This window comes from Diaphorobacter sp. LI3 (assembly GCF_022807955.1).
GTDB classification, from domain to species: domain Bacteria; phylum Pseudomonadota; class Gammaproteobacteria; order Burkholderiales; family Burkholderiaceae_C; genus Diaphorobacter; species Diaphorobacter nitroreducens.
In genome coordinates, this window is record NZ_CP094346.1 from 2093317 (window position 1) to 2116543 (window position 23227).

Here is a 23227-nt window from a genome sequence, read left to right on the forward strand (position 1 = left end):
AAGGCAAGACAAAAGGGGACGGCACCTGTCGGGCCGCAAAGCCAGTCTGCACGTGGGGGTGGCGCGGCACGGCGCAGCTTCGCCGCCGTGCTGCTGGGGGCGCGAGGCCCGCGCCAATGCAGGCATGTCCGCGTGCTTCGCACGACGGCCTACGCCCCAGCTTTCAAGGGGCGCAGCCATGACCAAACGCCGCGATGACGATTTCCGCATCCGCCCCAGCGCCCCCAAGAACCGGGGCCAGGGCTTCATCGCCAAGGTGCTCCAGCAGACCGGCAAGGCCAGCAGCGGCAAGTCCTCGGTGCGCCGTACTGGCGCTGCCAGTGGCACCGGCCAACGGCCCGGCTCGCGCCTGGGGCGCGGCCACACGGCGGCGCGCTTCGCGGGGGCGAAGCTCACGCCCATGTCGCGGCGCGTGACCATCAAGACCTTGCTGGTCAACCAGCAGCGGGCCAGTCCGCAGTCGCTCGCCAAGCACCTGCGCTACGTTGAGCGCGATGGTGTGGGCCGTGATGGCGAGCCGGGCCAAGCCTACGGGCCGCAGACCGATGCCGCCGACCTCGACGCTTTCAAGGAACGCTGCGCCGACGACCGACACCATTTCCGCTTCATCCTCTCACCCGAGGATGGCGCGGAACTCGAAGACCTGCGCACCTACACGCGGCACCTCATGGGCCGCATGGAGGCCGACCTGGGCACACGGCTGGAGTGGGTGGCCGTCGATCACTGGAACACCGACAACCCGCATACCCACCTGATCGTGCGCGGGCGCGACGACACCGGCAAAGACCTCATCATCGCGGGCGACTACATCGCTGATGGCTTCCGCCATCGTGCCGCCGAACTGGCGACCGAATGGCTGGGGCCGCGCACCGAGCTGGAGATCCAGCAGACCTTGCAGCGCGAAGTGGATCAGGAGCGATGGACGAGCCTGGATCGCACGCTCAAACGCGAGCTGGGCGACGATGGCTTGTTGCATGTCGAACGGTTCAACGAACCGCGGCTGCAACGCCAGCGCCTGCTGCTGATCGGCCGCCTGCAACGCTTGCAGCGCCTGGGCCTGGCCGATGAAACGCAGCCCGGCACCTGGGCCGTCCATGCCGACGCGGAAAAGACCCTGCGCGCCCTGGGCGAGCGTGGCGACATCATCCGCACCATGCAGCGGGCCATGCGCGGCGAGCCGCGCGAGCTGGCGGTGTTCGAGCCGGGCGATGATGGCCGCACGGTCATCGGGCGTGTCGCCGCGAAAGGGTTGGCCGACGAACTGCACGACCGGGGCTATCTGGTCATCGACGGCGTGGACGGCAAGGCCCACTATGTCGCGCTGAATGCCCGTGACGAGCTGGCGAACTATCCGGCCGGCGCCGTGGTGGAGGTGAAGGGATCGGCCGACGCGCGCGCGGCCGACCGCAACATTGCCGCGCTGGCGAGCGGTGGCCTGTACCGCACCGACCATCACCTTGCCATCGCCCAGGGCCAGGCCCTGCCGGGCCGTGATCCGCAAGAGGTGGTCGCAACCCACGTCCGCCGGCTGGAAGCCTTGCGCCGGGCAGGCATCGTGGAACGTGTGGCCGAGGGTCTATGGAAGGTGCCGGACGACCTGCCCGAGCGTGGTCGCCAGTACGACGCGCAGCGCCTGGGCAGCGTGGCCGTGGAGCTGAAATCGCATCTGCCCATCGAGCGGCAGGCCCGCGTGATCGGGGCCACCTGGCTTGACCAGCAATTGATCGGCGGTGGCAAAGGGCTGGGCGATTTGGGCTTTGGCAGCGACGCCAAGCAGGCCATGCAGCAACGCGCCGACTTCCTGGCCGAACAGGGATTGGCCGAGCGGCGCGGGCAGCGTGTGATCCTCGCCCGGAACCTGCTGGGAACGCTGCGCAACCGGGAGCTGGCGCAGGCCGCGAAGGACATTGCTGCCGACACCGGCCTGGAGCATCGCCCGGTGGCCGACGGCCAGCGCGTGGCGGGCATCTACCGCCGCAGCGTCATGCTCGCCAGTGGCCGCTACGCGATGCTGGATGACGGCATGGGGTTCAGCCTGGTGCCTTGGAAGCCGGTGATCGAGCAGCGGCTGGGGCAGCAGGTTGCGGCAACGATACGGGGCAATGACGCAACCTGGATGCTCACGCGAAGTCGCGGTATTCATTAGGGCAATGCTGAAAAAGTCTCCGCTGCTGCTCCAGCCTGGGTAAATTACTGGGCCATGAAGCAGCAGACCCTTGCTATGGCAGCCGACGCGCAGTTGGGCTTTGAACAACACCGTAAGCCTACGCGGCGCGACGAATTCCTCAAGACTATGGATTCGCTGGTGCCCTGGGCGGCGCTGTGCGAAGAAATCGCACCGCACTACCCCAAGGCCGGCAATGGGCGCCCTCCCATTGGCCTGGAGCGCATGCTGCGCATCCACTTCATCCAGCATTGGTTCAATCTCGCCGACCTGGCGTGTGAGGAAGCCCTCTACGACAGTGCCAGTCTGCGTCGCTTCGTCGGCATTGACTTGGGCTGTGAACCCGTGCCCGACGCGACCACGATGCTCAGGTTCCGTCGGCTGCTCAACGACAACAGGTTGAGCGAAGCCCTGTTTGCACGCGTTGGCAAGGAGCTGCAGGCACGCGGCATCAAGGTCAATACCGGAACCATCGTGGACGCCACCATCATCGGTGCGCCCAGCTCGACCAAGAACGCTAACAAGGCAAGAGACCCCGAGATGCACCAGACCCGCAAGGGCCAGCAGTGGTACTTCGGCATGAAGCTGCACATCGGTGTGGACAGTCAAACGGGGCTGAGCCATAGCGCGGTGGTCACAGCGGCAAACGTGCATGACAAGCATCCACTGCCTGATTTGCTGCACGGCAATGAGCAACGGGTCTATGGCGACTCGGCCTATGCCAGCCAGAAGGCACTGATCGCGAGCAAGGCGCCCAGGGCCAAGGACTTCACCAACCAGCGCACGCGCTGCGCTGGCGAGGTGGACGAAGTGCAGCGGGCCAAGAACCGCAACAAGTCGCGGGTGCGTGCTCGGGTCGAACATGTCTTTGCCGTGGTCAAGCGGCTATGGGGGTTCAGCAAGGTGCGCTATCGCGGGCTGCAGAAGAACGCCACGCGCGCATTCACGGCCCTGGCGCTGGCCAACATTTACCTGTGCCGCAGTCATCTGTTGGGACAGGTGCGCCCGTAAGGGCGGGAATCGGGCCTGAAGGCCCCGCGAACTGCCCAAATGGGCGGTGCGAGGGGCCAAAACATCCGAAAAACTGCGTCGTTCAGTGCCGCATAGCAAATTACGACGGCTTGTTCAGCGTTGCCTTAGGCAAGAGATGCGACTGCAATGAATGTCAGTTTTACCGAGTTCTCATCGACACGCGATTTTCAAGCAGCCCGACTCCAACGCTGCGCGCATGAGAGCAGCTCGCCGCGCGCTCAAAGAAATAATCCGGTGAATTCAAATAGACCAGGATATACGTTGGTATATCTAAGCTATTCGCAAGTTGCTTGAGAGAAACCTAATGCTCGCTGGTGCGTGGGAAATCTCAATGACAGAATTCCATTTGTCGTCAGCACATACAACCGCGATTTGGCTTAGCACCTTGTCCAGCTCGCTTGTCAGCTTGAAACAGGAGGAAGTCATGGATCCCGACCCGCATAGGCGCTCCAACGCGCCACACCACTCGCCCCATAGGCCCATGAACGCAACAACGCATCGGGCGCCTGCTTCGAGGTTCTCGCTCATCTGAGCGCATGAGGAGCCTCCGCGGCTGCGCGCCCCAGGAGGTTCTCATGCTGTTTCGCTATTTCCGCTCCGACGACGTTTTCGTGCGCGCCCTGCGCGCGGCTGTCGCTTCCCACCGTCCCGCTGCGCTACACGCCCTGTTGGCCTCTCACGGCGACCGCGCGTTTGCCAAGGCGCTCTCCGATCTTTCGGGCCGCGTCATCGCCGACGCGCTGTCCATGCTCCCGGCGTCGAATCGTGCAGGCGTCTTGAATCGGCTTTCCCTCGCTGCTCGCAATCGCCTGCGCGAAAACGAAGGTAGCCATGCACGCGATTCGCTCTATGCGCGGTCGGCTGCGTCTGGCTCGCCGCTCTTTCTACTTTGGTGAGGCTGGCACGGACTGTCCGAGCGCCCACGCCTCTCACAGCACCCAGCTCGCCCGTTCGACTGACCTGGCCTCGCTTCGACGGCGTGGCCGGGACAGTTGCGCGACGACCCATTCGCGTCCATCGAGACAGGAACCTTCCCATAAAAATAATCCATGTCGTATTGGCCATCGCCTGCGCCTCTTTGCTGACGGCGTGCGATGTCAAGCATTTCTTGCCCGGCGCCTATGCTGCGGAGGGCAAGCCAGAAACCGCCGATGTGCAGCGCGACGGCGCATTCGTCAACGTGCCTGCGGCATCGCCGCTGCGCAAGAGCCTGGTTGTCGCCAGCGTCGAGCCGCAGGCGTTCGCTCAGACGATCGACGCGCCGGGCACGATCGAGGCGGCGCCCGAGAAGCTGGTGAAGATTGCACCGCCGTTGGGCGGGCGCATCGTGCGCCTGCACCACCAGCTAGGCGATGCGGTCAAAGCAGGTGACCCGCTGGTCACTATCAACTCACCTGATCTCGGCTCTGCCTATAACGACCAGATCAAGGCACAGGCGGCGCTGCTGCAGGCCCGCCGGGAGTTCGATCGGCAGAAGGCTCTGAAAGACGACGACATCTCTGCAGGGAAGGATTTCGAGGCCGCACAACTGGCGCTATCCGCTGCCGAGAGCGATGCCCGCGCGACGAGCAACCGGCTGGCTCAGCTTGGCGCATCTGCCAGCGCCGGGTCGCGGCGCGAATACGTGCTGCGCGCTCCCATCGCTGGCCGTGTGGTCGAGATGAATGGCGCTCAGGGCAGCTATTGGAGCGACACCACCGCGTCGATCATGACGGTCGCCGATCTTTCCACCGTATGGCTTGCAGCCAGCGTCGCGGAGAAAGATCTAGCGCAGATGTTCGTTGGTCAGACAGCGCGTATCGTTCCCAACGCCTACGCCAGCCGCGAATTCGATGGCAAGGTGAAATACATCGGCGATTTGCTTGACCCCGACACGCGCACAGCGCGCGTTCGCGTCGCCATCGACAACCGCAGTGGCTTGTTCAAACCGGGCATGTTCGCCCGCGTCAGCTTCTCCGGCCCAGCACATTCGGCACTGCTCGTCCCGGCAACGGCCTTGTTGCAAAGCGGCCTCTACACGCGAGTGTTCGTCGAACAGGCGCCGTTCCGTTATGAGTCCCGCATCGTTAGCGTGGGGACGACGGTCGCCGATCGCGTCGAGGTGTTGTCCGGGTTGAAGGCGGGCGAGCGCATCGTGGTCAAGGACGGGGTGCTGCTCAATGATTAACGCCATCGTCAACACCTGTTTCCAACGCCGCGGCATCGCCTGGCTCGTGTTCGTGTTCGTGGCTCTGTACGGCGCCTGGAGCTGGAAGCAGCTCCCGATCGAAGCCTATCCAGACATCGCCGACGTGACCTCGCAGATCGTCACGCAGGTGCCTGGACTCGGCGCCGAGGAGGTGGAGCAGCAGATCACCATTCCGCTGGAGCGCGCCTTGCTCGGCACGCCGGGCATGCATGTGCTGCGCTCGCGCAGCCTCTTCGCGCTCTCCCTCATCACCGTGGTCTTCGAGGACGGCACCGACGGCTACTTCGCGCGCCAACGGCTGCAGGAGCGGCTGAATCAAGTGTCGCTGCCCTACAGCGCTGTGCCTGGCCTCGACCCGTACACCTCACCAACGGGCGAGATCTACCGCTACACGCTGGAGTCCAAATCGCGCAGCCTGCGCGAACTATCCGAATTGCAGTTCTGGACAGTGATCCCGCGCCTGAAGAAGGTTCCGGGTGTCGTGGACGTGAGCAACTTCGGTGGCCTGACGACGCAGTTCATGCTCGAACTCGATCCCGACCGGCTGCGCCAGTACGACCTGTCTCTGCAGGACGTCAAGAGCGCGATCAATGCGAACAACGCCAACGGTGGTGGCAGCATCGTCGATCGCGGCGAGCAGAGTTACGTGGTGCGCGGCGTCGGCTTGCTGCGTTCGCTTGACGACATGGGCAATGTCGTGGTCAAGACCAAGAACGGCGTCCCGGTGCTGGTGAAGGATTTGGGCACGCTTGCCTACGGCAATGTCGAACGCCGCGGCATCCTCGGCAAGGACGGCAACCCCGACACGATCGAAGGCATCACGCTGCTGCTGAAGGACTACAACCCGTCGAATGCGCTCGCGGGCGTCCACGCGGCCGTGCGCGACCTCAACGAGAACCTGCTGCCCAAGGACGTGAAGGTCGTGCCGTACCTCGACCGCACGTCGCTGATCGACGCCACCCTGCACACCGTGGGCTTCACGCTCGCCGAGGGAATGGTGCTTGTCAGCGTGGTGCTGCTGCTGTTTCTCGGCAGCCCGCGCGCAGCAGCCATCGTCGCCTTGACGATTCCGCTGTCGCTGCTGATCGCGTTCATCTTCATGCACCATTTCAAGATTCCGGCGAACCTGCTGTCGCTCGGTGCCATTGACTTCGGCATTCTGGTGGACGGCGCCGTGGTGCTGGTCGAGAACATCCTGCGCAAGCGCGAGGAGAACGAGGGCCGCCCCCTGCAGGCGCAGGATGCCATCCAGGCGACACTGCAGGTCGCGCGGCCGATCTCTTTCGGCATGGCCGTGATCGTCTGCGCCTACCTGCCGCTGTTTGCCTTCCAGCGCATCGAATACAAGCTGTTCTCGCCGATGGCCTATGCAGTCGGCGCGGCACTGGTCGGTGCGCTGGTCGTCGCGCTCACGCTGATTCCGGCCCTGGCATGGCTGGCCTTCCGCAAGCCGCGCAAGGTGTTCCACAACCCGGTGATCGACGCACTGTCCGCACGCTATGCCTGGTTCCTCAGGCGCGCGCTGGGCAAGATCCGCTGGCTCGTTGCCACCTGCGCCGCTGCCGCGTTGGGCCTGGGCGTACTGTTTTCCACCATCGGGCGGGACTTCCTGCCGTACCTGGACGAAGGCTCGCTGTGGCTGCAGGTGCAGATGCCGCCCGGCATCACGCTGGACAAGGCGTCGGCGATGGCGAGCGATCTGCGACGGGCGACGCTGGAGTTTCCCGAAGTCTCCTACATGGTCACGCAGACCGGCCGCAACGACGACGGTACCGACTACTGGACGCCTTCGCACATCGAGGCGAGCGTGGGATTGCATCCCTACAAGGAGTGGAAATCCGGCCTGACCAAGCAGGAGCTGATTGCCCAGCTGGCCGCGCGCTACGCGCAGATGCCCGGTTATACGGTCGGATTCATGCAGCCCATGATCGACGGCGTGCAGGACAAGCTGTCGGGCGCGCACAGCGACCTCACGGTCAAGGTCTTCGGCGACGACCTGGCCGAGGTTCGCGGCGTCGCCAACCGGCTCGCTGACGTGCTCAAGCAGGTATCGGGCTCCGCGGATGTCGCGGTGGACGTGGAGCCACCGCTGCCTAACCTGAAGATCGCGCTCGACCGCGCCGCCGCTGCGCGCCACGGCATCAACGCGGCCGACGTGGCCGACCTGATCGCCACTGGCATCGGCGGCACGCCGATCGGCCAGCTCTATGTCGGCGAAAAAAGCTACGACATGACCGCGCGCTTCCCGGCGAAGTCCCGGTTCAGCCCGGATGCTATCGGCAACTTGGCGCTGAAGGCGCCGTCGGGCGAGCGAGTTCCGCTCTCAGACGTGGCGCGCATCGGCACGGTTTCCGGCGAAAGCGTGATCGTGCGAGAGATGGCGCGGCGCAACATCATTGTGCGGCTGAATGTGCGTGGCCGCGATCTGGCGAGCTTTCTGAACGACGCCCAGGCCGTCGTTCAGCGCGAGATGAAGTTCGATCCCAAGCGCATCCAGCTCATGTGGGGTGGCCAGTTCGAGCACCTGGAGCGCGCCGAGGCGCGGCTGGCGCTGATTCTGCCGATGACGCTGGGCATCATGTTCCTGCTGCTATTCGGCGCCTTCCGCAACCTGCGCCAGCCACTGCTGGTGCTGGCCACGGTGCCCCTGGCCATGCTTGGCGGGCTGGCAGGGCTGCATTTGCGCGGCATGACGCTCAACGTATCGAGCGCGGTCGGGTTCATCGCGCTGTTCGGTGTGGCCGTGCTGAACGGCGTGCTGATGCTCGCGCAGATCAATCGCCTGCGCGATGAGGAAGGCAAGTCCTTGCGCGATGCGGTGCTCGAAGGTGCCCGCAGCCGGATGCGTCCTGTCCTGATGACGGCAACAGTGGCTGCCCTCGGCCTCACACCCGCCATGCTGGCCACCGGATTGGGAAGCGACGTGCAGCGACCGCTCGCCACGGTCGTCGTGGGCGGCCTGCTGACCGCCACCGTGCTGACCCTGGTGCTGTTGCCATCGCTGTACCACCTGATCGAAGAACGTCTGGCGCGCCGGCAAGCCCGGCTCGCGGCGTTGACCGTCTCGCCACAGGAGACACAACCGGGAGCGCAACCATGAACACCCTTGCTCGCTACACCATGCTAGCCACGCTCACGGCGGCGATGGGCGGCTGCGCCGTCGGGCCAGACTTCCAGCGCCCGGCCGCGCCCACCGTGCATTCTTATGCTGCTGCGGAGCTACCCGCGCAAACCGCATCGGCGCCGGGCCTGGGCGGCGAAGCGCAACGCTTCGCGCCAGGACAGGAAGTCGCGGCGCAGTGGTGGAAGGCGTTCGGCTCACCGGCGCTTGACGAACTGGTCGCGTCTGCCCTGCAGGCCAACCCGGACTTGAAGGCCGCCGAGGCCGCGTTGCGCGCGGCGCGCGAGGCGGCCACGGCCCAGCGCGGGGCTTTCTGGCCCAGTGTCGATGCCAACGTGAATTCGACCCGGCAGAAGATTGCCGCAACCTTGGCCAGTCCGGCCGAATCCGGCGACACGTTCTACACCTTGCATACGGCCCAGCTCAGCATCAGCTACGTGCCGGACGTGTTCGGGGGCACGCGACGCCAGGTCGAGGCGCTGTCCGCCGGGGTGGACGTGCAGCGCTTTCAGCGCGAGGCCGTCTACATGACATTGGTCTCCAACGTGGTCAACACGGCCATCGAGGAAGCGTCGCTGCGCGCGCAGATTGATGCGACGCGCGGCCTCATCGACTTGGCGTCGCAACTACTGGACATCACGCGCCGCCAGCGCCTGGCCGGCCACCTCGGCGCTGCGGACGTGGCCGCGCAGGAAGCGGCGCTGGCACAGGCCCAAGCCTCGCTGCCACCGTTGGAGAAGCAACTGGCCGCACAGCGGAACAAGCTCGCGGTGCTGGCCGGGCGCCTGCCCAGCGAGCAGCTTGCGCAGCATTTCGAATTGGCTTCGCTCACCCTGCCCGTGGAACTGCCGCTCAGCCTGCCATCGCGCCTGGTCGAGCAGCGGCCGGACGTGCGCGCGGCGCAAGCACAGTTGCACGCGGCCAGCGCACAGATCGGCGTCGCAACTGCGGCCCGGCTGCCCAGCCTCACGCTGACGGCAGCCTTGGGCAGCTCCGCGCTTTCCCTGCCGCAACTCCTTCGCAGCGGTGGCGGCTTCTGGTCGGTCGGCGGGGACTTGTTGCAGCCGATCTTTCGCGGTGGAACGCTGCTGCACCAGCAGCGCGCAGCCGAGGCGGCCTACGAGCAGGCCGCAGAGCAGTACCGCAGCACCGTGCTGACCGCCTTCCAGAACACGGCCGACACCTTGCAGGCCATCGTCAGCGACTCGGAGACCTTGCGCGCCACCAGCCACGCCGAAGCCGCAGCACGGCGCAGCCTGAGCATCGTGCGCCGCCAGCGGGAACTGGGCGGCGCAGCCCAGGCGGATGTGCTCCTCGCCCAGCAAACCTACCAGGGAGCCGCGCTGGCGCTGGTTCAGGCGCAAGCCGCCCGCTACACGAACACCGTCGCGCTGTACCAGGCGCTGGGCGGATGGTGGCAGACGGGCAATGACGCGCCGCCTCTTGCACAACAAAGCACAACCCAAACGGGAGCGCCCCTATGAGCTTCGTTGATCACATGCTGAAAAACCTCTTCAGCGGCTTCCTCGACCGGAGGCGCGAGAACCGCCATTTCAAGCGCCAGGCCGTTCTTGAAACCCTGCGCAAGATGGGAGACGCCGAAGGCCAGGCTGTGTCCGGGCGTGTCGCCCGCGACATGCAGCGCATTGCGTCCGACGACGTGCCCGCCGCGATCGTTCGCACCCGGTCGCACGAGGAAGGGCTGACCCATGACGAAGCGGATCAACGGCGCGCGCGCTTTGGCCCGAACGAGGTGGAGCACGAGAAGCCGCTGCCGTGGTGGCTGCACCTTTGGCACTGCTACAAGAATCCGTTCAATCTCCTGCTGACACTGCTGGCCGGCATTTCCTTCGCGACGGACGACATGAAGGCCACGGTCGTGATCAGCACGATGGTGGTGCTGAGCACCTTGATTCGTTTCGTGCAGGAGGGCCGCTCCAGCCAGGCCGCCGAGCGCCTGAAGGTCATGGTCAGCAATACCGCGACGGTGATCCGACGCCAGCCTGCCGAAGAACGACGCACCGAGGCCAGCGAAAAGCACGCCGCTGCCCGCAGTCGTTCGCGTAGGACGGCCACGCAGATCGAACTGCCGATTCGCGACCTCGTGCCAGGCGACCACGTCGTGCTCTCCGCTGGCGACATGATCCCCGCGGACTGTTGCCTGCTGACGACCAAGGATCTGTTCGTATCGCAGGCGGCCATGACGGGCGAGTCATTGCCCGTGGAGAAGTTTGCAGGCATCGCACAACCGTTCCATTCCATATTCGATGCGCCCAACCTCGTCTTCATGGGCACCAACGTCATTTCAGGTTCCGCGACCGCATTGGTCGTCGCCACTGGCAGTCGGACCTATTTCGGGGCGCTGTCTGCGCGTGTGACGACGACGGATCGCACGCTGACCGCGTTCCAGGCCGGCGTGAACAGCGTGAGCTGGTTGCTCATCCGATTCGCGCTGGTGATGGTGCCCATCGTGCTGCTCATCAACGGCTTCACGAAGGGCGACTGGACAGAGGCGTTCCTGTTCGCGCTCTCGGTCGCCGTCGGGCTCACGCCCGAAATGCTGCCGATGATCGTGACTTCAACGCTGGCCAAGGGCGCGGTCGTGATGTCGCGCAAGAAGGTCATCGTCAAGCGCCTGGATGCCATACAGAACTTCGGTGCGATGGACGTGCTGTGTGCCGACAAGACCGGCACCCTCACGCAGGACAAGATCGCCTTGGAAAGGCACACAGACGTCTTCGGAACCAATTCCGAAGACGTGCTGCGGTACGCCTATCTGAACAGCTATTACCAGACCGGCTTGAAGAACCTGCTTGACCACGCGGTGCTCGAGCACGCTGAACTGCATGGAGAGCTGCGGGTGGCGCAGGACTACCGCAAGGTCGATGAGATTCCGTTCGATTTCGTGCGGCGGCGCATGTCGGTCGTAGTTTCCGAGCGGGAAGACCATCACGAATTGATCTGCAAGGGAGCAGTCGAAGAAGTGCTCTCCGTTTGCCACCAAATTCGCATCGAGACCGCCCAGGGGCCGAGGCAAGTCCCCATCGAAAGGGTGCTACTGGAGCGCGTGCGCGCGGTCACCCGTGAGCTGAACGAAGAAGGTCTGCGTGTTGTCGCCGTGGCGATGAAGGAGTTGCCCGCATCGCAAGCGGCATATTCGACAGCCGATGAAACGGGCCTGACGCTCATCGGCTACATCGCATTCCTCGATCCGCCGAAAGAGTCCACCGCACCGGCGCTACAGGCCCTGGCGGATCACGGCGTGCGGGTCAAGGTACTCACGGGTGACAGCGAACTCGTCGCCGCGCATGTCTGCGGACGGGTCGGACTGGAGCACGACCACTTCCTGCTGGGATCGCAGGTCGAAAAAATGAGCGATGAGGCGCTGAGCCATGCTGTCGAGACGTGTCAACTCTTCGCACGGCTCACACCGCAGGACAAGGAGCGGATCGTGCGCGCTCTGCGCGGCAATGGCCATGTGGTCGGCTTCATGGGCGACGGCATCAATGACGCCCCGGCCTTGCGCGCCGCGGACATCGGGATCTCGGTGGATTCGGGCGTGGACATCGCCAAAGAGGCCGCCGACATCATCCTGCTGGAAAAGAGCCTGATGGTGCTGGAGGAGGGTGTGATTGAAGGCCGCAAGACCTTCAGCAACATGCTCAAGTACATCCGCATGACCGCCAGCTCCAATTTCGGCAACGTCTTCTCCGTCCTCGTGGGTAGTGCGTTCCTGCCGTTCTTGCCCATGCTCCCGCTGCAACTGCTCGTGCAGAACCTCCTGTATGACATTTCTCAGATCGCCATCCCGTTTGACGGCGTGGATCGCGAACTGGTTGCCAAGCCGCTGAAATGGAATCCGGCGGACATCGGGCGCTTCATGGTCTTCTTCGGCCCGATCAGCTCGATCTTCGATATCACTATCTTTGCGGTCATGTGGCACGTCTTCGGTGCCAACACCGTGGCCGAGCAAACGCTGTTCCAGTCGGGCTGGTTCGTCGTTGGCCTGCTGACGCAGACCTTGGTCGTTCACATGATCCGCACGCCGAAGCTGCCCTTCATCCAAAGCCGCGCAGCCTGGCCGCTTTCGCTCATGACGCTGGTCATCGTGGTCATCGGTGTGGCCCTGCCGATGAGCCCACTGGCGGACTACTTCAAGCTGCAGGCGCTGCCACCGGGCTACTTCCCGTGGCTGATCGCGATCCTGTTCGGTTACGCGGCACTGACGACGGCCATGAAGACGATCTACATCCGCAAGTTCGGTTGGCAATGAGACCATGCCACCCAAGGATTGCACCGGAGTCGAAAATTGATGAACGCCATCCACTTCAGTAGTCTCGGCGCATTGGCGGTCACGTTCGTGAACCTCGCGGCCGCCTTCATCCTCGGCGCGTTGATCGGGATCGAGCGACAGGTGCGACAACGCACGGCCGGACTGCGCACCAACACCCTGGTGTCGGTCGGCGGCGCCATCTTCGTCTCGCTGGGTTCCCGGCTGTTTGAGATCAACGGGGGCTCGCAGACCACGATAACCGTCGTCGCCTACGTCGTCTCTGGCATTGGCTTCCTCGGTGCGGGCGCCATCATGAAGGAGGGTGCGAGCATTTCCGGCTTGAACACCGCGGCCACGTTATGGGGATCGGGTGCCGTGGGGGCTTGTGCCGGGGCGGGCCTGCTGGGGGAAGCGGGCCTGGCCGCGCTGTTCGTACTGGCGAGCAACACGTTACTGCGACCAGTTGCGAATCGGATCAATCGCAGCCCCTTCCGAGAAGAGACCAGCGAGGCAACCTACATGGTCTTCGTGATTTGCTCGCGCGAGGTTCAATCCGATGTCCGGGAAAGGATGGCCGAGATTCTGGATGACTCCAGCTATCCCGCGCGCCAAATCGACGACCATCCTTTTGGCGAAGGCGAGGTAGAGATCGAGTTCACCTTGTACGCGACCGCCGTGCAGGCAGATGAACTGAATGAGACGGTCAGAATGGCCGAGGCTTTGCCTGGTGTCAGGCAAGCCTTCTGGAACGCAGGCGACGAAGGCTGACGAAGATGCCGCGCGCAATCCTCGGTTGGCATATGACCCATCACCCAAGATGAGATATGAATATGAAACATGAACACATCAATCGCTGCCTACAGGTAGCTAGACGCTCCAAAACTCAGGAGCTTTGGGCGATCTGCGAGTACCTATAACCCATGCTGGAAGATTGCATGCACATCTCACCTCGTATTCAGTTCGCCCTGAAGCTGACGCTCATGGGAGTCGTGATGGCTGTCATATTCGTGGCAGACACGGTGACGAGTTATGAGATTGCGGCGGCGGTGTTCTATACGGTCGTCATTCTGGCGGCGGTACGCATATTGTCTCAGCGCGCCCTTATCGCACTCGCCATTATTTGCATTGTCCTGACCGCGGTCAGTCTTCCGTTTACACCGCAGGGGAATTTGCGTTCCGGCTTGGTCAATATGGGCATCAGCATTGTTGCGATCGTGATGACGACCTACCTGGTGCTCAAGATGGAGGCTGCACGGGCGGCGGCGCATGTCGCACAAGCTCACTTGATGCGGATCGCGCGCGTAAAAAGCTTGGAGGCGCTGACCACTTCGATTGCGCACGAGGTCAACCAGCCGCTCGCTGCCATCGTGACCAGCGGCAACGCCTGTCAACGCTGGCTGGCGCAGGAGCCTCCGAATCTCGAAAAAGCGCGCCAGGCGCTTGACCGGATATTGAGCGACGCCGGCCGGGCAAGCAGCATCATCGCCCGCGTGCGCAGCCTCACACGAGGGGAGCCGCCGCACAAAAGCAGGTTCGATTTCAACAAAGCCATTCTTGAGATCATTGCCCTGTCCGAAGCCGAAATTGAGCGGAACGGAATCCGGCTGGTGATGGAGTTGAGTCCAGATCTGCCGCCAGCTCTGGCGGATCAAGTGCAGATACAACAGGTGGTCGGCAATGTGGTGCTGAACGCCATCGACGCGTTGGTTCCAGTTCCTGCACCCATGCGAAGCATTCGGATCACATCGGAGGCAAGGGACAACGCCATTGTGCTCGCCGTCTTTGATTCGGGCATCGGTATTCCGGCTGAAGTCTACGAGCACTTGTTCGAAGCGTTCTGGACGACCAAGGAAGAAGGTATCGGGGTTGGCCTGAGTATCAGCCGGGCGATCATCGAAGCCAACGGCGGTCAGATATGGGCAGCACGAGGTGAGCGCGGTGGCACGGTTTTTCGGTTCAGCGTGCCGATCGGCTCACAGGAGAAACGCCAGTGACGACGAATTCCATCAATGCCATCAATAAAATGGGCGATCCCATCGTCTACATCGTGGACGACGATTGCTCGGTGCGCGCGGCCCTTGAAGACCTGTTGACCTCGGTGGGGTTGAAGGTCTCGACGTTCGGCTCCGCCAAGGAATTCCTGGCATATCCGCTGGAGGAGGCGCCTGGGTGCCTTGTACTGGATGTCCGCATGCCTGGCCAGAGTGGCATGGACTTTCATCGGCAGATGATCGAGATGGGTATCGGTCTTCCGGTTGTGTTCATCACCGGCCACGGCGACATTGCCATGAGTGTCGAAGCGATGAAGAACGGAGCGATCGAGTTTCTGACGAAGCCGTTCAGGGACCAGAGCTTGCTGGATGCGATCCACAAAGGAATTGAGAAAGATCGGGAGCGGCGTCAAAGTCAGGCGATCGCATCCGCGCTCCAAGCCCGATGGGCGTCATTGACAGCGGGCGAACAGGACGTCACGCGCCTGGTCGTGCAAGGTCTGTTGAACAAGCAAATCGCCGCCCAACTGAATATCAGTGAGATCACCGTGAAGGTTCGCAGAGGGCATGCCATGCGCAAAATGCAAGCAGGCTCGCTGGCAGAGCTTGTAAAAATCACTGAGAAACTTGGGCTGTAGCGCCAAGCCACATTACCAATCATCGTATAAGAATATACGGCGGTATACCAAAGGCAGACCATAGATATCTTGGTCGATTCACTTAACATGACTTAGATTGTCATGCGCAGAGATGATGCCAAGTGTTCTTGTCATCGCAAAGTCTGCACGTCAACCCGGCTATCTGTGCCATGCACTTGGAGGTACTTCCCTGTCAGGTGTTTCTTGAACAAGAGGCTTTTCTGGCCACAGGGACTTGTTTATGGAGTTGCGCCATCTTCGCTGCTTCATCGCCGTCGCCGAAGAACTCCACTTTGCTCGCGCTGCCGAGCGGCTGCACATCGACCAGTCGCCGCTGTCTCGCACCATCAAGGAGTTGGAGGAGGAGCTTGGCGCCCGCCTGTTTATCCGCACTGTTGATTTCCATGCAAACCTGACCCACCGGGGGTGCGGATAAAAACTTGGACTGGTTTATGCCGCAAGTCCAAGGCTCACCCGGTATTCGATGGGGCTGAGAGAGCCAAGAGAGATCTTGATCCGCTTCTCGTTGTACCAGCGGATGTAGTCGTCGACCACCTCAATGAACTGCTCGATGGTGACGTTCTTCCAGTCGCGAGGATAGAACAGTTCGTTCTTGATGCGACCGAAGAAGCCCTCGCACGCCGCGTTGTCAGGCGAGCATGCCTTGCGGGACATGGAGCGGGTGAGGTTGGCCTCGCTCATTCTCGATAGCCAACCAGGCCAACGGTAGTGCCCTCCGCGGTCGGAATGGACCACGGGTCGGTCGGCTGTTTCCGCCACCGTCTCTATGGCGGCATCCAGCATGGTGTTGACCAGTTCAGCGTCTGGGCTCGTGCCAATGGTCCAGCTCACCACCATCCCGTCGAAGCAATCGATGATCGGCGACAGGTAGACCTTACCCGCCGGTATCTGGAACTCCGTGATGTCGGTGAGCCATTTCTCGTTGGGGGCTGCAGCCTGGAAGTCACGGTTGATGATGTTCTCTGGTGCCGGGCTGATCTCGCCCAGGTAAGACGCATACCGTCGCCTCTTGGGTTTTGCAACGACTAGGCTCTCTTGCTTCATCAGCCGCTGTACCACCTTTTCGGAGATCGGGCCTTGCTGCCTAGTCAGCGAGGCCTGCAACCTGCGGTAGCCGTAGCAGCGGTGGTTCGACTCGAAGATTTCAGTGATCGCACGACGCGCAGAGAAGTACTTGTCGCCCGCCGCTGCACGGGCCCGATGGTAGAAGTACGAACTACGAGCAAGACCCAACTGTGCAAGGAGCTCTGACAAGCCATAGTGCTCCTTGAGGGCGTCAATCAGCAGTGTCTTCTCCCGGTTGGACAGGAGTTGCAGATCGACGCCCAGGCCTTTTTTTAGCAATTCATTGGCCTTGTTCAAGAGCTCTTGCTCAAGGCGCAGTTGCCTCACTTCGCGCCGAAGTATCTCAACCTGGCGCTCGAGCTCTTCGCGCTCTCGTGCCTGCGGGGATTGATCGGTGTGTTTCATGGATGCGGGTGCCTCACGTCCCAGAAGCTGGTTCTTCCAGTTGTACAACGTTGGTCGGCACACGCCGAGCTTGTTGGCCACTGCCTGTGCACTTTCCTGCCGGGTGCAAAGCTCCATGACTCCGGCCTGCTTCAAGGACTCGGGATACCTTCGTTGGCCCACACTGCCGACGACGGCCCTCCTGGCCTCAGGGAATGCCTCGCGGACCCACTTGGTCAGCGTTCCACGACCGGGGTAACCCAGAGCCCTCATCGTGGCCGCGATGCATCGATCATGGGTGAGGTAGTGCTCGATCGCTGCCGCTTTCTGGGCCGGTGAGAACTTGGGTTCTCGACCTGCGTAGCCGGCTGGCAAATCAAGACGTTGCTCGTATTCACGGAACCAGCCCTTCAAGGAATTCTTGGTGGGGTAACCCAGCTGACGGATGGTCGGTCTGACGCGCTTACCCAGCTTGATGTAGAGCTCAACGGCTCGGATTCGGTCTTCGTAGGAATACATGAACTACCTCTTGGTAGTCCAAGTTTTCGTCCGCACCCCCTCCCGGGGGTTAGTGGGTCACTTCTGCGTGGAAATCAACACCGATGACGCCGGATCGGCTTCGGGAGCCGGTGCCGCGCAGGCGGCAAACGAGCCGACCCCATCCGCTGCACAACCCGCCTGGGCCAAGCGCCTGCACCGCAGGCAACAGATCACCCATGCCGCAACCACCGCCGCCCACACGCTGCGCGGCGGCGACGGCGGCAGCTCCAGCCAGGGGCCAAGCCTTCGCGATTCCGATTCCTGATCCTCAAGGAGAACTTCCATGCGATTCAAACGACCGCAGGTGCGCTACGCCGATGCGCCGCAACCTGCCACCCCGTACCAATCCGCGGCGCAAGTCTGGGACGAGCGCATCGGCTCGGCCCGCGTGCAGGCGAAGAACTGGCGCCTGATGGCGTTTGGCTGCCTGACGCTGGCGGTGTTGATGGCCGGCGGCCTCGTCTGGCGCTCGGCGCAGTCCATCGTCACGCCCTATGTGATCGAGGTGGACAACGCAGGCCAGGTGCGCGCCGTTGGCGAAGCCGCCACGCCGTACCGGCCCAGCGATGCGCAGGTGGCTTATCACCTGGGCCGTTTTATCGGGCTGGTGCGCTCGCTATCCATTGACCCCATCGTCGTCCGCCAGAACTGGCTCGATGCCTACGACTACACGACCGACAAGGGCGCTGTGGTGCTCAACGAGTACGCCCGCGTGAACGATCCGTTCGCGCGCATCGGCAAGGAGTCGGTGACGGTGCAGATCACCAGCGTGACCCGCGCCAGCGACACGTCTTTCAACGTGCGCTGGACGGAGACGCGCTTTGTCAATGGCGCGCTGGATCGCACCGAACGCTGGAACGCCGTGGTTTCCATAGTGCAGCAGACGCCGCGCACCGAGCAGCGCGTGCGCAAGAACCCCTTGGGCATCTACGTCAACGGGCTGTCGTGGAGCCGTGAACTGGAAGCGAACGAAGGAGCAAAACCATGAATGATCTTTTCCGTAAATCCGTCTTGCCGACCATGTTGGCATCCACCGTCCTGTTTACAGGCTGCGCTTCGCAGGGCAAGCCGCCGCCGTCCATTTCGCTCGATGAGCCGGTGCAGGCCCAGCCGCTGCCGGAGCCGCCCGCGCCCGTGGAGGTGGTGGCGGTGCCGCAGGTATTGCCGATGCCGGCGCAGATGAAGCCTGTGCCGGATGCCAAGCCCACCGCAGAACCCGCCGATGAAACCTTGCGCGTATCCCGCGCCAATGCCGAGGCGCGCATTGCACCGACGCGCGAGGGATACGTCAACGCGATTCAGGTGTGGCCTTTCACCGATGGCGCGCTGTATCAGGTCTATGCGGCCGTGGGCCGCGTGACCGTGATCGCGCTCCAGCCCGGCGAGGAACTGGTGACGGTGGCTGCCGGCGATACCGTGCGCTGGATCGTGGGCGACACGTCGAGCGGCAGCGCTGACGCGCTGCGCGTCAATGTGATGGTCAAACCGATCCGCTCGGGCCTGAAGACCAATCTCGTCATCACCACCAGTCGCAGGACATACCTGCTGGAGCTGACTTCGACCGAGAAGACGTGGATGGCGTCGGTGTCCTGGGAATATCCGAAGGACAAGATGCTGGCCTTGCAGCGCCAGGCGCAAGCGGCCAGCGCCGCCGCGCCGGTCGATGCGGGCCTGTCGCTGGAGAAGATCCGCTTCCGCTACGCCGTCAGCGGCAGCAATCCGCCGTGGAAGCCGCTGCGCGCCTTCGATGACGGCGAGAAGGTCTACATCCAGTTCCCCGCCGGCATCGCGCAAGGCGAGCTGCCGCCGTTGTTCGTGATCGGGGCGCAGGGAGATGGGCAGTTGGTGAACTACCGTTTTCGCTCGCCGTACTACATCGTGGATCGCCTGTTCGGCGCGGCCGAACTGCGCCTGGGCGATGACAAGGGCGACGTGGTGCGGATCGAGCGCACGGACGGCACGCGGAGGAACTGACCATGAGCCAGGACGATTCCCCCGACCTTGCGCCGCCGGCGGGCAAGGTCGCACCCGAGGCGGTGGCGCTGCGCGCCCAGCCGCGCCCGGTCACGCGCCTGAATCGGCGCACGCTGGCCATCCTCGTCGGCGGCCTGTCGGTCGCCGTGCTCGGGGCCACGATCTGGTCGTTGCAGCCGCATCGGCGTGGAGCGAGCGAGCAGACCGAGCTGTACAACGTCGATCGCGTCTCGAAGTCCGAAGGGCTGGATGGCCTGCCTTCGGACTATTCCAAGCTGCCGGCCAAGGTGCCGGAACTGGGGCCACCGCTGCCGGGTGATCTTGGCCCGGCCATCGTGAAGTCGCAGCAGCCGGTGACGCCGACGTATGCGCCACCGGGCCACGACCCGGAGGATGCGCGGCGCAAGGAGGCTGAAGCGGCCGCAGCTTCCTCGGTGTTCTTCCGTTCCGGTACGCCCGGCAAGACCGCGGCGCCAGCGACTGCGCAAGTCGCTGCGGCTGGCCCGGCGTCGGCCTTGGCGGGCTTCGACCCGCTGGCCGCCGGGCCGGCCTCGACGGCGGCCCAGCCTGCCGACCCCACCGCTGTGCAGAACCGGCAAGACCAGAAAGAGGCGTTCCTGAAAGCCGGTTCTACGGAAACCCGCAATTCCGGCAATCTGCAAATGTCGGCCTCGCCGTATCAGGTCATGGCGGGAACGGTGATCGCCGGGGCGCTGGTGACGGGCATCAAGTCGGATTTGCCGGGCGACGTGATCGCCACGGTGACGGAGCCGGTCTACGATTCGGCCACGGGTAAGTTTCTGTTGATCCCGCAGGGCTCGCGCATCCTGGGCAAGTACAACAGCCAGGTGAGCTACGGGCAAAGTCGCGTGCAGGTGGTGTGGAATCGCATCATCCTGCCGGACACGTCTTCGCTGAAGCTCGACAACCTCGCGGGCACTGACCCGGCGGGATATTCCGGCCTGGAGGATGACGTCGATTGGCATTGGGATCGCGTCTTTGCCGGTGCGGCGCTGACGACCTTGCTGGGCGTGGGCGCCGAGCTGGCCGCGCCGGAGAACCGCAATGGTGATCGCGTCATCGTCGCCGGGCGCCAGAGTCTGCAAGACAGCGTGAACCAGGCGGGACAGGAGATGACCCGGCGCAACATGAACATCCAGCCGACGCTGACCGAGCGGCCGGGCCTACCTGTGCGGATCATCGTCAACCGCGATCTGGTGTTGCGGCCGTACCAGCCACTGTTCTTCAATCGGGGAGCAATGCGATGAGCGCGACCAAGAAGCTGCGGCTCGGGCCGCTGCCCAAGACCGAGAACGTGAAGCTGACCTTCGCTTGCCCATCCAGCCTGAAAGCCGACCTCGACCGCTACGCCGCGCTGCACGCGCAGGCGTATGGCGAGGCGGTCGATGCCGCGACGTTGATTCCCCACATGCTGGAGGCATTCATGGCCGGCGACCGGGGATTCAGGAAGGGTGGCGGGAGCAAGGCCATACCCTGAAGTAGGGTTGACGATGTGGTCGCATCCACTACCCCTTCACGATGAAAGCGCAGTCCACTGACTGCGCTTTCGCTTTTGACGGGGCTTGCGGCAGGGCGAGACTATGATGGTGCGATCTTGCCCGCCGCGGCGCCCCCACGCTTACCACCGCGAAGCGCCTATGCAGCACCTAGCTCGAAAGGCAGCAAGAGCACTCAGCGGCTGAAATCTAGCCTAACCTATTGCCCTGTAAGAGCTTTTTCCCCACTGCATGTCTGAATGAAGGACTTGACAGTGGACATTTTTCATCACCACAACCAAGGAGACACCATGAACCCGTTCCCGCATCGCCGCCGTGTACTGGCTGCCACCGCTGCGGCCGTCCTGTGTGCCGCGGCCGGCGCCGCCAACGCACAGGCCCCCGCCTATCCTGCCAAGCCCGTCACTTTCGTCGTGCCGTTTGCGGCCGGCAGTGCCACCGACCAACTGGCGCGGGCACTGGGCCAGGCCGTGAGCACCGATGCGCGGCAACCCGTGGTCGTGGAGAACAAGGCCGGCGCCAGCGGCATGATCGCCGCGCAGTCCGTCGCCAAGGCACCGGCGGATGGGTACACGGTGCTCATCACCACCAACACCACGCATGCCGCAAACGAACACCTGTACAAGAAACTGCCCTACGACCCAGTGAAGGATTTCGCTCCCGTCACCGGCCTGGGCAAGGGCGGCCAGGTGCTGGTGGTGAACGCGGGCGCTCCCTACAAGAACGTGGGCGACCTGCTGGCCGCCGCCCGCAAGAACCCCGGCAAGCTGAGCTTTGGCAGCGGCAGTTCTTCCAGCCGCATGGCCGGCGAGATGCTCAAGCAACTGGCGGGGGTGGACATCCTGCATGTGCCGTACAAGAGCAACCCGTTGGCCATCACCGATCTGCTCGGCGGGCAGATCGACCTGATGATCACCGACACGTCCACCGGCGTCCCGCAGGTCAAGGCGGGCAAGCTGCGCGCGCTGGGGTACTCCACGCAAAAGCGCAGCACGCAGCTGCCCGAGGTGCCCACGCTGGATGAGGCCGGTGTGAAGGGCTATGACATGGGCTACTGGTTTGCAGCCTACGTGCCCGCCGGCACGCCCGCGCCCGTGGTGGCGCGGCTGAACGCGCTGCTGGCGCAGGCGACGAGGAGCCAGGCCGCTTGTATCTTTAAACCAGACCAGCGCGGTAGAGTCTGAACGCCGTTGAGGCGGCCAGACCGGCCCGTGCAGTTTGGTAGGCGCTGGGGTGATAGAGCCCGTGACTGAGTACAGAACGCATGGCCGCCGCGCTGGTCTTCGTGAAGCCCGAACGGTTACGCGCGCCTTGATTGAGCGCGCATGCACAAGCAAGGGATCTGAAGATCATGTCTGTTACCTCAGTGACGGTGGGCATCGACGTGGCCAAGGCGCACGTGGATGTCTGTGTGCTGGGTGCCAAGAGCAGCGCCCAGCGGTTTGACAACGATGCCGAAGGCCACTCGGCGCTGGCGGCTGCCCTGCAGCCCCTGGACGTGGGTCTGGTGGTGATGGAGGCCACCGGCGGCTACGAGGCCGCGTTAGCGTGTGCCCTGCAGGCCACAGGCCTGCCCGTGGCGGTCATCAACCCGCGCCAGGCGCGCGACTTCGCCAAATCCATGGGACGCCTGGCCAAGACCGACGCGGTGGATGCGCGCACGCTGGCCGAGCTGGCAGCGGTGCTGCTGCGCCGCGACGATCTGCAGCGCTTCTTGCGCCCCCTGGCCGATGAGCGCCAGCAGTGGCTCGCGGCCCTGGTCACGCGCAGGCGCCAGTTGCTGACCATGCTCCATTCGGAGCGCCAACGGCTGCAGATCACGCCCAAGAAGCTGCACGCCAGCATCGAGGCCATCGAGGCGGCGATCAAGGCGCAGCTCGATGAGATCGAAGAGCAGATGGTCACGCATGTGCGCGAGCACTTTGGGGAGCTCGACACGCTGCTGCAGTCGGCTGCGGGAGTCGGCCCGGTGGCCAGTGCCACGATGATTGCCGAGCTGCCAGAGCTGGGCCGGCTGAACCGGCGCGAGATCGCTGCATTGGTGGGCGTGGCGCCCATGGCCAATGACTCCGGCGGCAGCAAGGGCAGGCGGCGCGTACAAGGCGGGCGCTTCGAGATCCGCCGCGTGCTGTACATGGCAACGCTCACGGCCACCCGCTACAACCCGGCCATCAAGGCCTTCTACGAGCGTCTGAAGGCCGCTGGCAAGTTGCCCAAGGTCGCCCTGGTCGCTTGCATGCGCAAGTTGCTCACCACGCTCAACGCCATGGTGCGCACTGGAAAACCTTGGGACAAGTCGCTTCATTGCGCTTGACTTCG

Annotated in this window: 18 protein-coding genes and 1 pseudogene; 18 read left to right on the forward strand and 1 reads right to left on the reverse strand. The window is 63.7% G+C overall.

The window, feature by feature from the left end; translation table 11 throughout:
- Positions 1 to 178 precede the first annotated feature (178 nt).
- The 11 genes from MRB47_RS09755 (at position 179) to MRB47_RS09805 (ending at position 15843) form a co-directional block, all read left to right on the forward strand.
- Positions 179 to 2146 (forward strand): relaxase/mobilization nuclease domain-containing protein, encoded by a 1968-nt coding sequence (locus MRB47_RS09755; RefSeq protein WP_015914724.1) that lies wholly within the window; start codon positions 179 to 181, stop codon positions 2144 to 2146.
- Between the two features lie 54 nt (positions 2147 to 2200).
- Complete coding sequence (locus MRB47_RS09760; protein ID WP_252100569.1) at positions 2201 to 3175, forward strand: IS5 family transposase; 975 nt, start codon at positions 2201 to 2203, stop codon at positions 3173 to 3175.
- Positions 3176 to 3771: 596 nt separating this feature from the next.
- A complete protein-coding gene (locus tag MRB47_RS09765) occupies positions 3772 to 4092 on the forward strand; it encodes a hypothetical protein (RefSeq protein ID WP_015914723.1) in 321 nt (106 codons plus the stop codon).
- Positions 4093 to 4253: 161 nt separating this feature from the next.
- Entirely contained in the window at positions 4254 to 5363 is a 1110-nt protein-coding gene (locus MRB47_RS09770; protein ID WP_252100570.1) for an efflux RND transporter periplasmic adaptor subunit, read from the forward strand.
- A complete protein-coding gene (locus tag MRB47_RS09775) occupies positions 5356 to 8484 on the forward strand; it encodes an efflux RND transporter permease subunit (RefSeq protein ID WP_252100571.1) in 3129 nt (1042 codons plus the stop codon). Before MRB47_RS09770 ends, MRB47_RS09775 begins: the two co-directional genes overlap by 8 nt.
- A complete protein-coding gene (locus tag MRB47_RS09780; RefSeq protein ID WP_252100572.1) occupies positions 8481 to 9989 on the forward strand; it encodes an efflux transporter outer membrane subunit in 1509 nt (502 codons plus the stop codon). The genes MRB47_RS09775 and MRB47_RS09780 overlap by 4 nt, the downstream gene beginning before the upstream one ends.
- Positions 9986 to 12778 carry a magnesium-translocating P-type ATPase gene (gene mgtA, locus MRB47_RS09785; protein ID WP_252100573.1) on the forward strand — a complete coding sequence of 931 codons (2793 nt, stop codon included), beginning with the start codon at positions 9986 to 9988 and terminating at the stop codon, positions 12776 to 12778. Before MRB47_RS09780 ends, mgtA begins: the two co-directional genes overlap by 4 nt.
- A gap of 39 nt (positions 12779 to 12817) precedes the next feature.
- Positions 12818 to 13546: an MgtC/SapB family protein gene (locus tag MRB47_RS09790; protein ID WP_252100574.1), complete on the forward strand. Its 729-nt coding sequence runs from the start codon at positions 12818 to 12820 to the stop codon at positions 13544 to 13546.
- Positions 13547 to 13698: 152 nt separating this feature from the next.
- Complete coding sequence (locus MRB47_RS09795; RefSeq protein WP_252100575.1) at positions 13699 to 14772, forward strand: sensor histidine kinase; 1074 nt, start codon at positions 13699 to 13701, stop codon at positions 14770 to 14772.
- Between the two features lie 29 nt (positions 14773 to 14801).
- On the forward strand, positions 14802 to 15407 hold the full coding sequence (locus MRB47_RS09800; RefSeq protein WP_252102612.1) for a response regulator transcription factor: 606 nt from the start codon (positions 14802 to 14804) through the stop codon (positions 15405 to 15407).
- 241 nt (positions 15408 to 15648) lie between these two features.
- Positions 15649 to 15843, forward strand: a complete 195-nt coding sequence (locus tag MRB47_RS09805; protein ID WP_411275683.1) for a LysR family transcriptional regulator — start codon at positions 15649 to 15651, stop codon at positions 15841 to 15843.
- Between the two features lie 14 nt (positions 15844 to 15857).
- On the opposite strand, the gene MRB47_RS09810 is transcribed toward MRB47_RS09805, so the two are convergent.
- A complete protein-coding gene (locus tag MRB47_RS09810) occupies positions 15858 to 17396 on the reverse strand; it encodes an IS3 family transposase (protein WP_252100576.1) in 1539 nt (512 codons plus the stop codon).
- A 79-nt stretch (positions 17397 to 17475) separates the two neighbouring features.
- Between MRB47_RS09810 and MRB47_RS09815 the strand changes: the two are divergent.
- From MRB47_RS09815 to MRB47_RS09845, 7 genes and pseudogenes are all read left to right on the forward strand, one after another.
- Positions 17476 to 17682, forward strand: a pseudogene (locus MRB47_RS09815) (P-type conjugative transfer protein TrbL); the annotation flags it as partial.
- Positions 17683 to 17700: 18 nt separating this feature from the next.
- Positions 17701 to 18405, forward strand: coding sequence for a conjugal transfer protein TrbF (trbF, locus tag MRB47_RS09820; RefSeq protein WP_049395573.1), 705 nt, complete (start codon positions 17701 to 17703; stop codon positions 18403 to 18405).
- Positions 18402 to 19391: a P-type conjugative transfer protein TrbG gene (trbG, locus tag MRB47_RS09825; RefSeq protein ID WP_252100577.1), complete on the forward strand. Its 990-nt coding sequence runs from the start codon at positions 18402 to 18404 to the stop codon at positions 19389 to 19391. Before trbF ends, trbG begins: the two co-directional genes overlap by 4 nt.
- Before the next feature lie 2 nt (positions 19392 to 19393).
- On the forward strand, positions 19394 to 20659 hold the full coding sequence (locus MRB47_RS09830) for a TrbI/VirB10 family protein (RefSeq protein ID WP_252100578.1): 1266 nt from the start codon (positions 19394 to 19396) through the stop codon (positions 20657 to 20659).
- On the forward strand, positions 20656 to 20889 hold the full coding sequence (locus tag MRB47_RS09835) for a DUF2274 domain-containing protein (protein ID WP_252100579.1): 234 nt from the start codon (positions 20656 to 20658) through the stop codon (positions 20887 to 20889). The genes MRB47_RS09830 and MRB47_RS09835 overlap by 4 nt, the downstream gene beginning before the upstream one ends.
- Positions 20890 to 21198: 309 nt before the next feature.
- Complete coding sequence (locus MRB47_RS09840) at positions 21199 to 22092, forward strand: Bug family tripartite tricarboxylate transporter substrate binding protein (protein ID WP_252100580.1); 894 nt, start codon at positions 21199 to 21201, stop codon at positions 22090 to 22092.
- A 167-nt stretch (positions 22093 to 22259) separates the two neighbouring features.
- Entirely contained in the window at positions 22260 to 23222 is a 963-nt protein-coding gene (locus MRB47_RS09845) for an IS110 family transposase (protein ID WP_011804582.1), read from the forward strand.
- The last annotated feature ends 5 nt before the right edge of the window (positions 23223 to 23227 follow it).

Coding starts and splice junctions, on each gene's coding strand:
- MRB47_RS09755 (WP_015914724.1), top strand. CDS start 179: ATGACCAAACGCCGCGATGACGATTTCCGCATCCGCCCCAGCGCCCCC.
- MRB47_RS09760 (WP_252100569.1), top strand. CDS start 2,201: ATGAAGCAGCAGACCCTTGCTATGGCAGCCGACGCGCAGTTGGGCTTT.
- MRB47_RS09765 (WP_015914723.1), top strand. CDS start 3,772: ATGCTGTTTCGCTATTTCCGCTCCGACGACGTTTTCGTGCGCGCCCTG.
- MRB47_RS09775 (WP_252100571.1), top strand. CDS start 5,356: ATGATTAACGCCATCGTCAACACCTGTTTCCAACGCCGCGGCATCGCC.
- MRB47_RS09780 (WP_252100572.1), top strand. CDS start 8,481: ATGAACACCCTTGCTCGCTACACCATGCTAGCCACGCTCACGGCGGCG.
- mgtA (WP_252100573.1), top strand. CDS start 9,986: ATGAGCTTCGTTGATCACATGCTGAAAAACCTCTTCAGCGGCTTCCTC.
- MRB47_RS09790 (WP_252100574.1), top strand. CDS start 12,818: ATGAACGCCATCCACTTCAGTAGTCTCGGCGCATTGGCGGTCACGTTC.
- MRB47_RS09795 (WP_252100575.1), top strand. CDS start 13,699: ATGCTGGAAGATTGCATGCACATCTCACCTCGTATTCAGTTCGCCCTG.
- MRB47_RS09800 (WP_252102612.1), top strand. CDS start 14,802: ATGGGCGATCCCATCGTCTACATCGTGGACGACGATTGCTCGGTGCGC.
- MRB47_RS09805 (WP_411275683.1), top strand. CDS start 15,649: ATGGAGTTGCGCCATCTTCGCTGCTTCATCGCCGTCGCCGAAGAACTC.
- MRB47_RS09810 (WP_252100576.1), bottom strand. CDS start 17,396: ATGTATTCCTACGAAGACCGAATCCGAGCCGTTGAGCTCTACATCAAG.
- trbF (WP_049395573.1), top strand. CDS start 17,701: ATGCGATTCAAACGACCGCAGGTGCGCTACGCCGATGCGCCGCAACCT.
- trbG (WP_252100577.1), top strand. CDS start 18,402: ATGAATGATCTTTTCCGTAAATCCGTCTTGCCGACCATGTTGGCATCC.
- MRB47_RS09830 (WP_252100578.1), top strand. CDS start 19,394: ATGAGCCAGGACGATTCCCCCGACCTTGCGCCGCCGGCGGGCAAGGTC.
- MRB47_RS09835 (WP_252100579.1), top strand. CDS start 20,656: ATGAGCGCGACCAAGAAGCTGCGGCTCGGGCCGCTGCCCAAGACCGAG.
- MRB47_RS09840 (WP_252100580.1), top strand. CDS start 21,199: ATGAACCCGTTCCCGCATCGCCGCCGTGTACTGGCTGCCACCGCTGCG.
- MRB47_RS09845 (WP_011804582.1), top strand. CDS start 22,260: ATGTCTGTTACCTCAGTGACGGTGGGCATCGACGTGGCCAAGGCGCAC.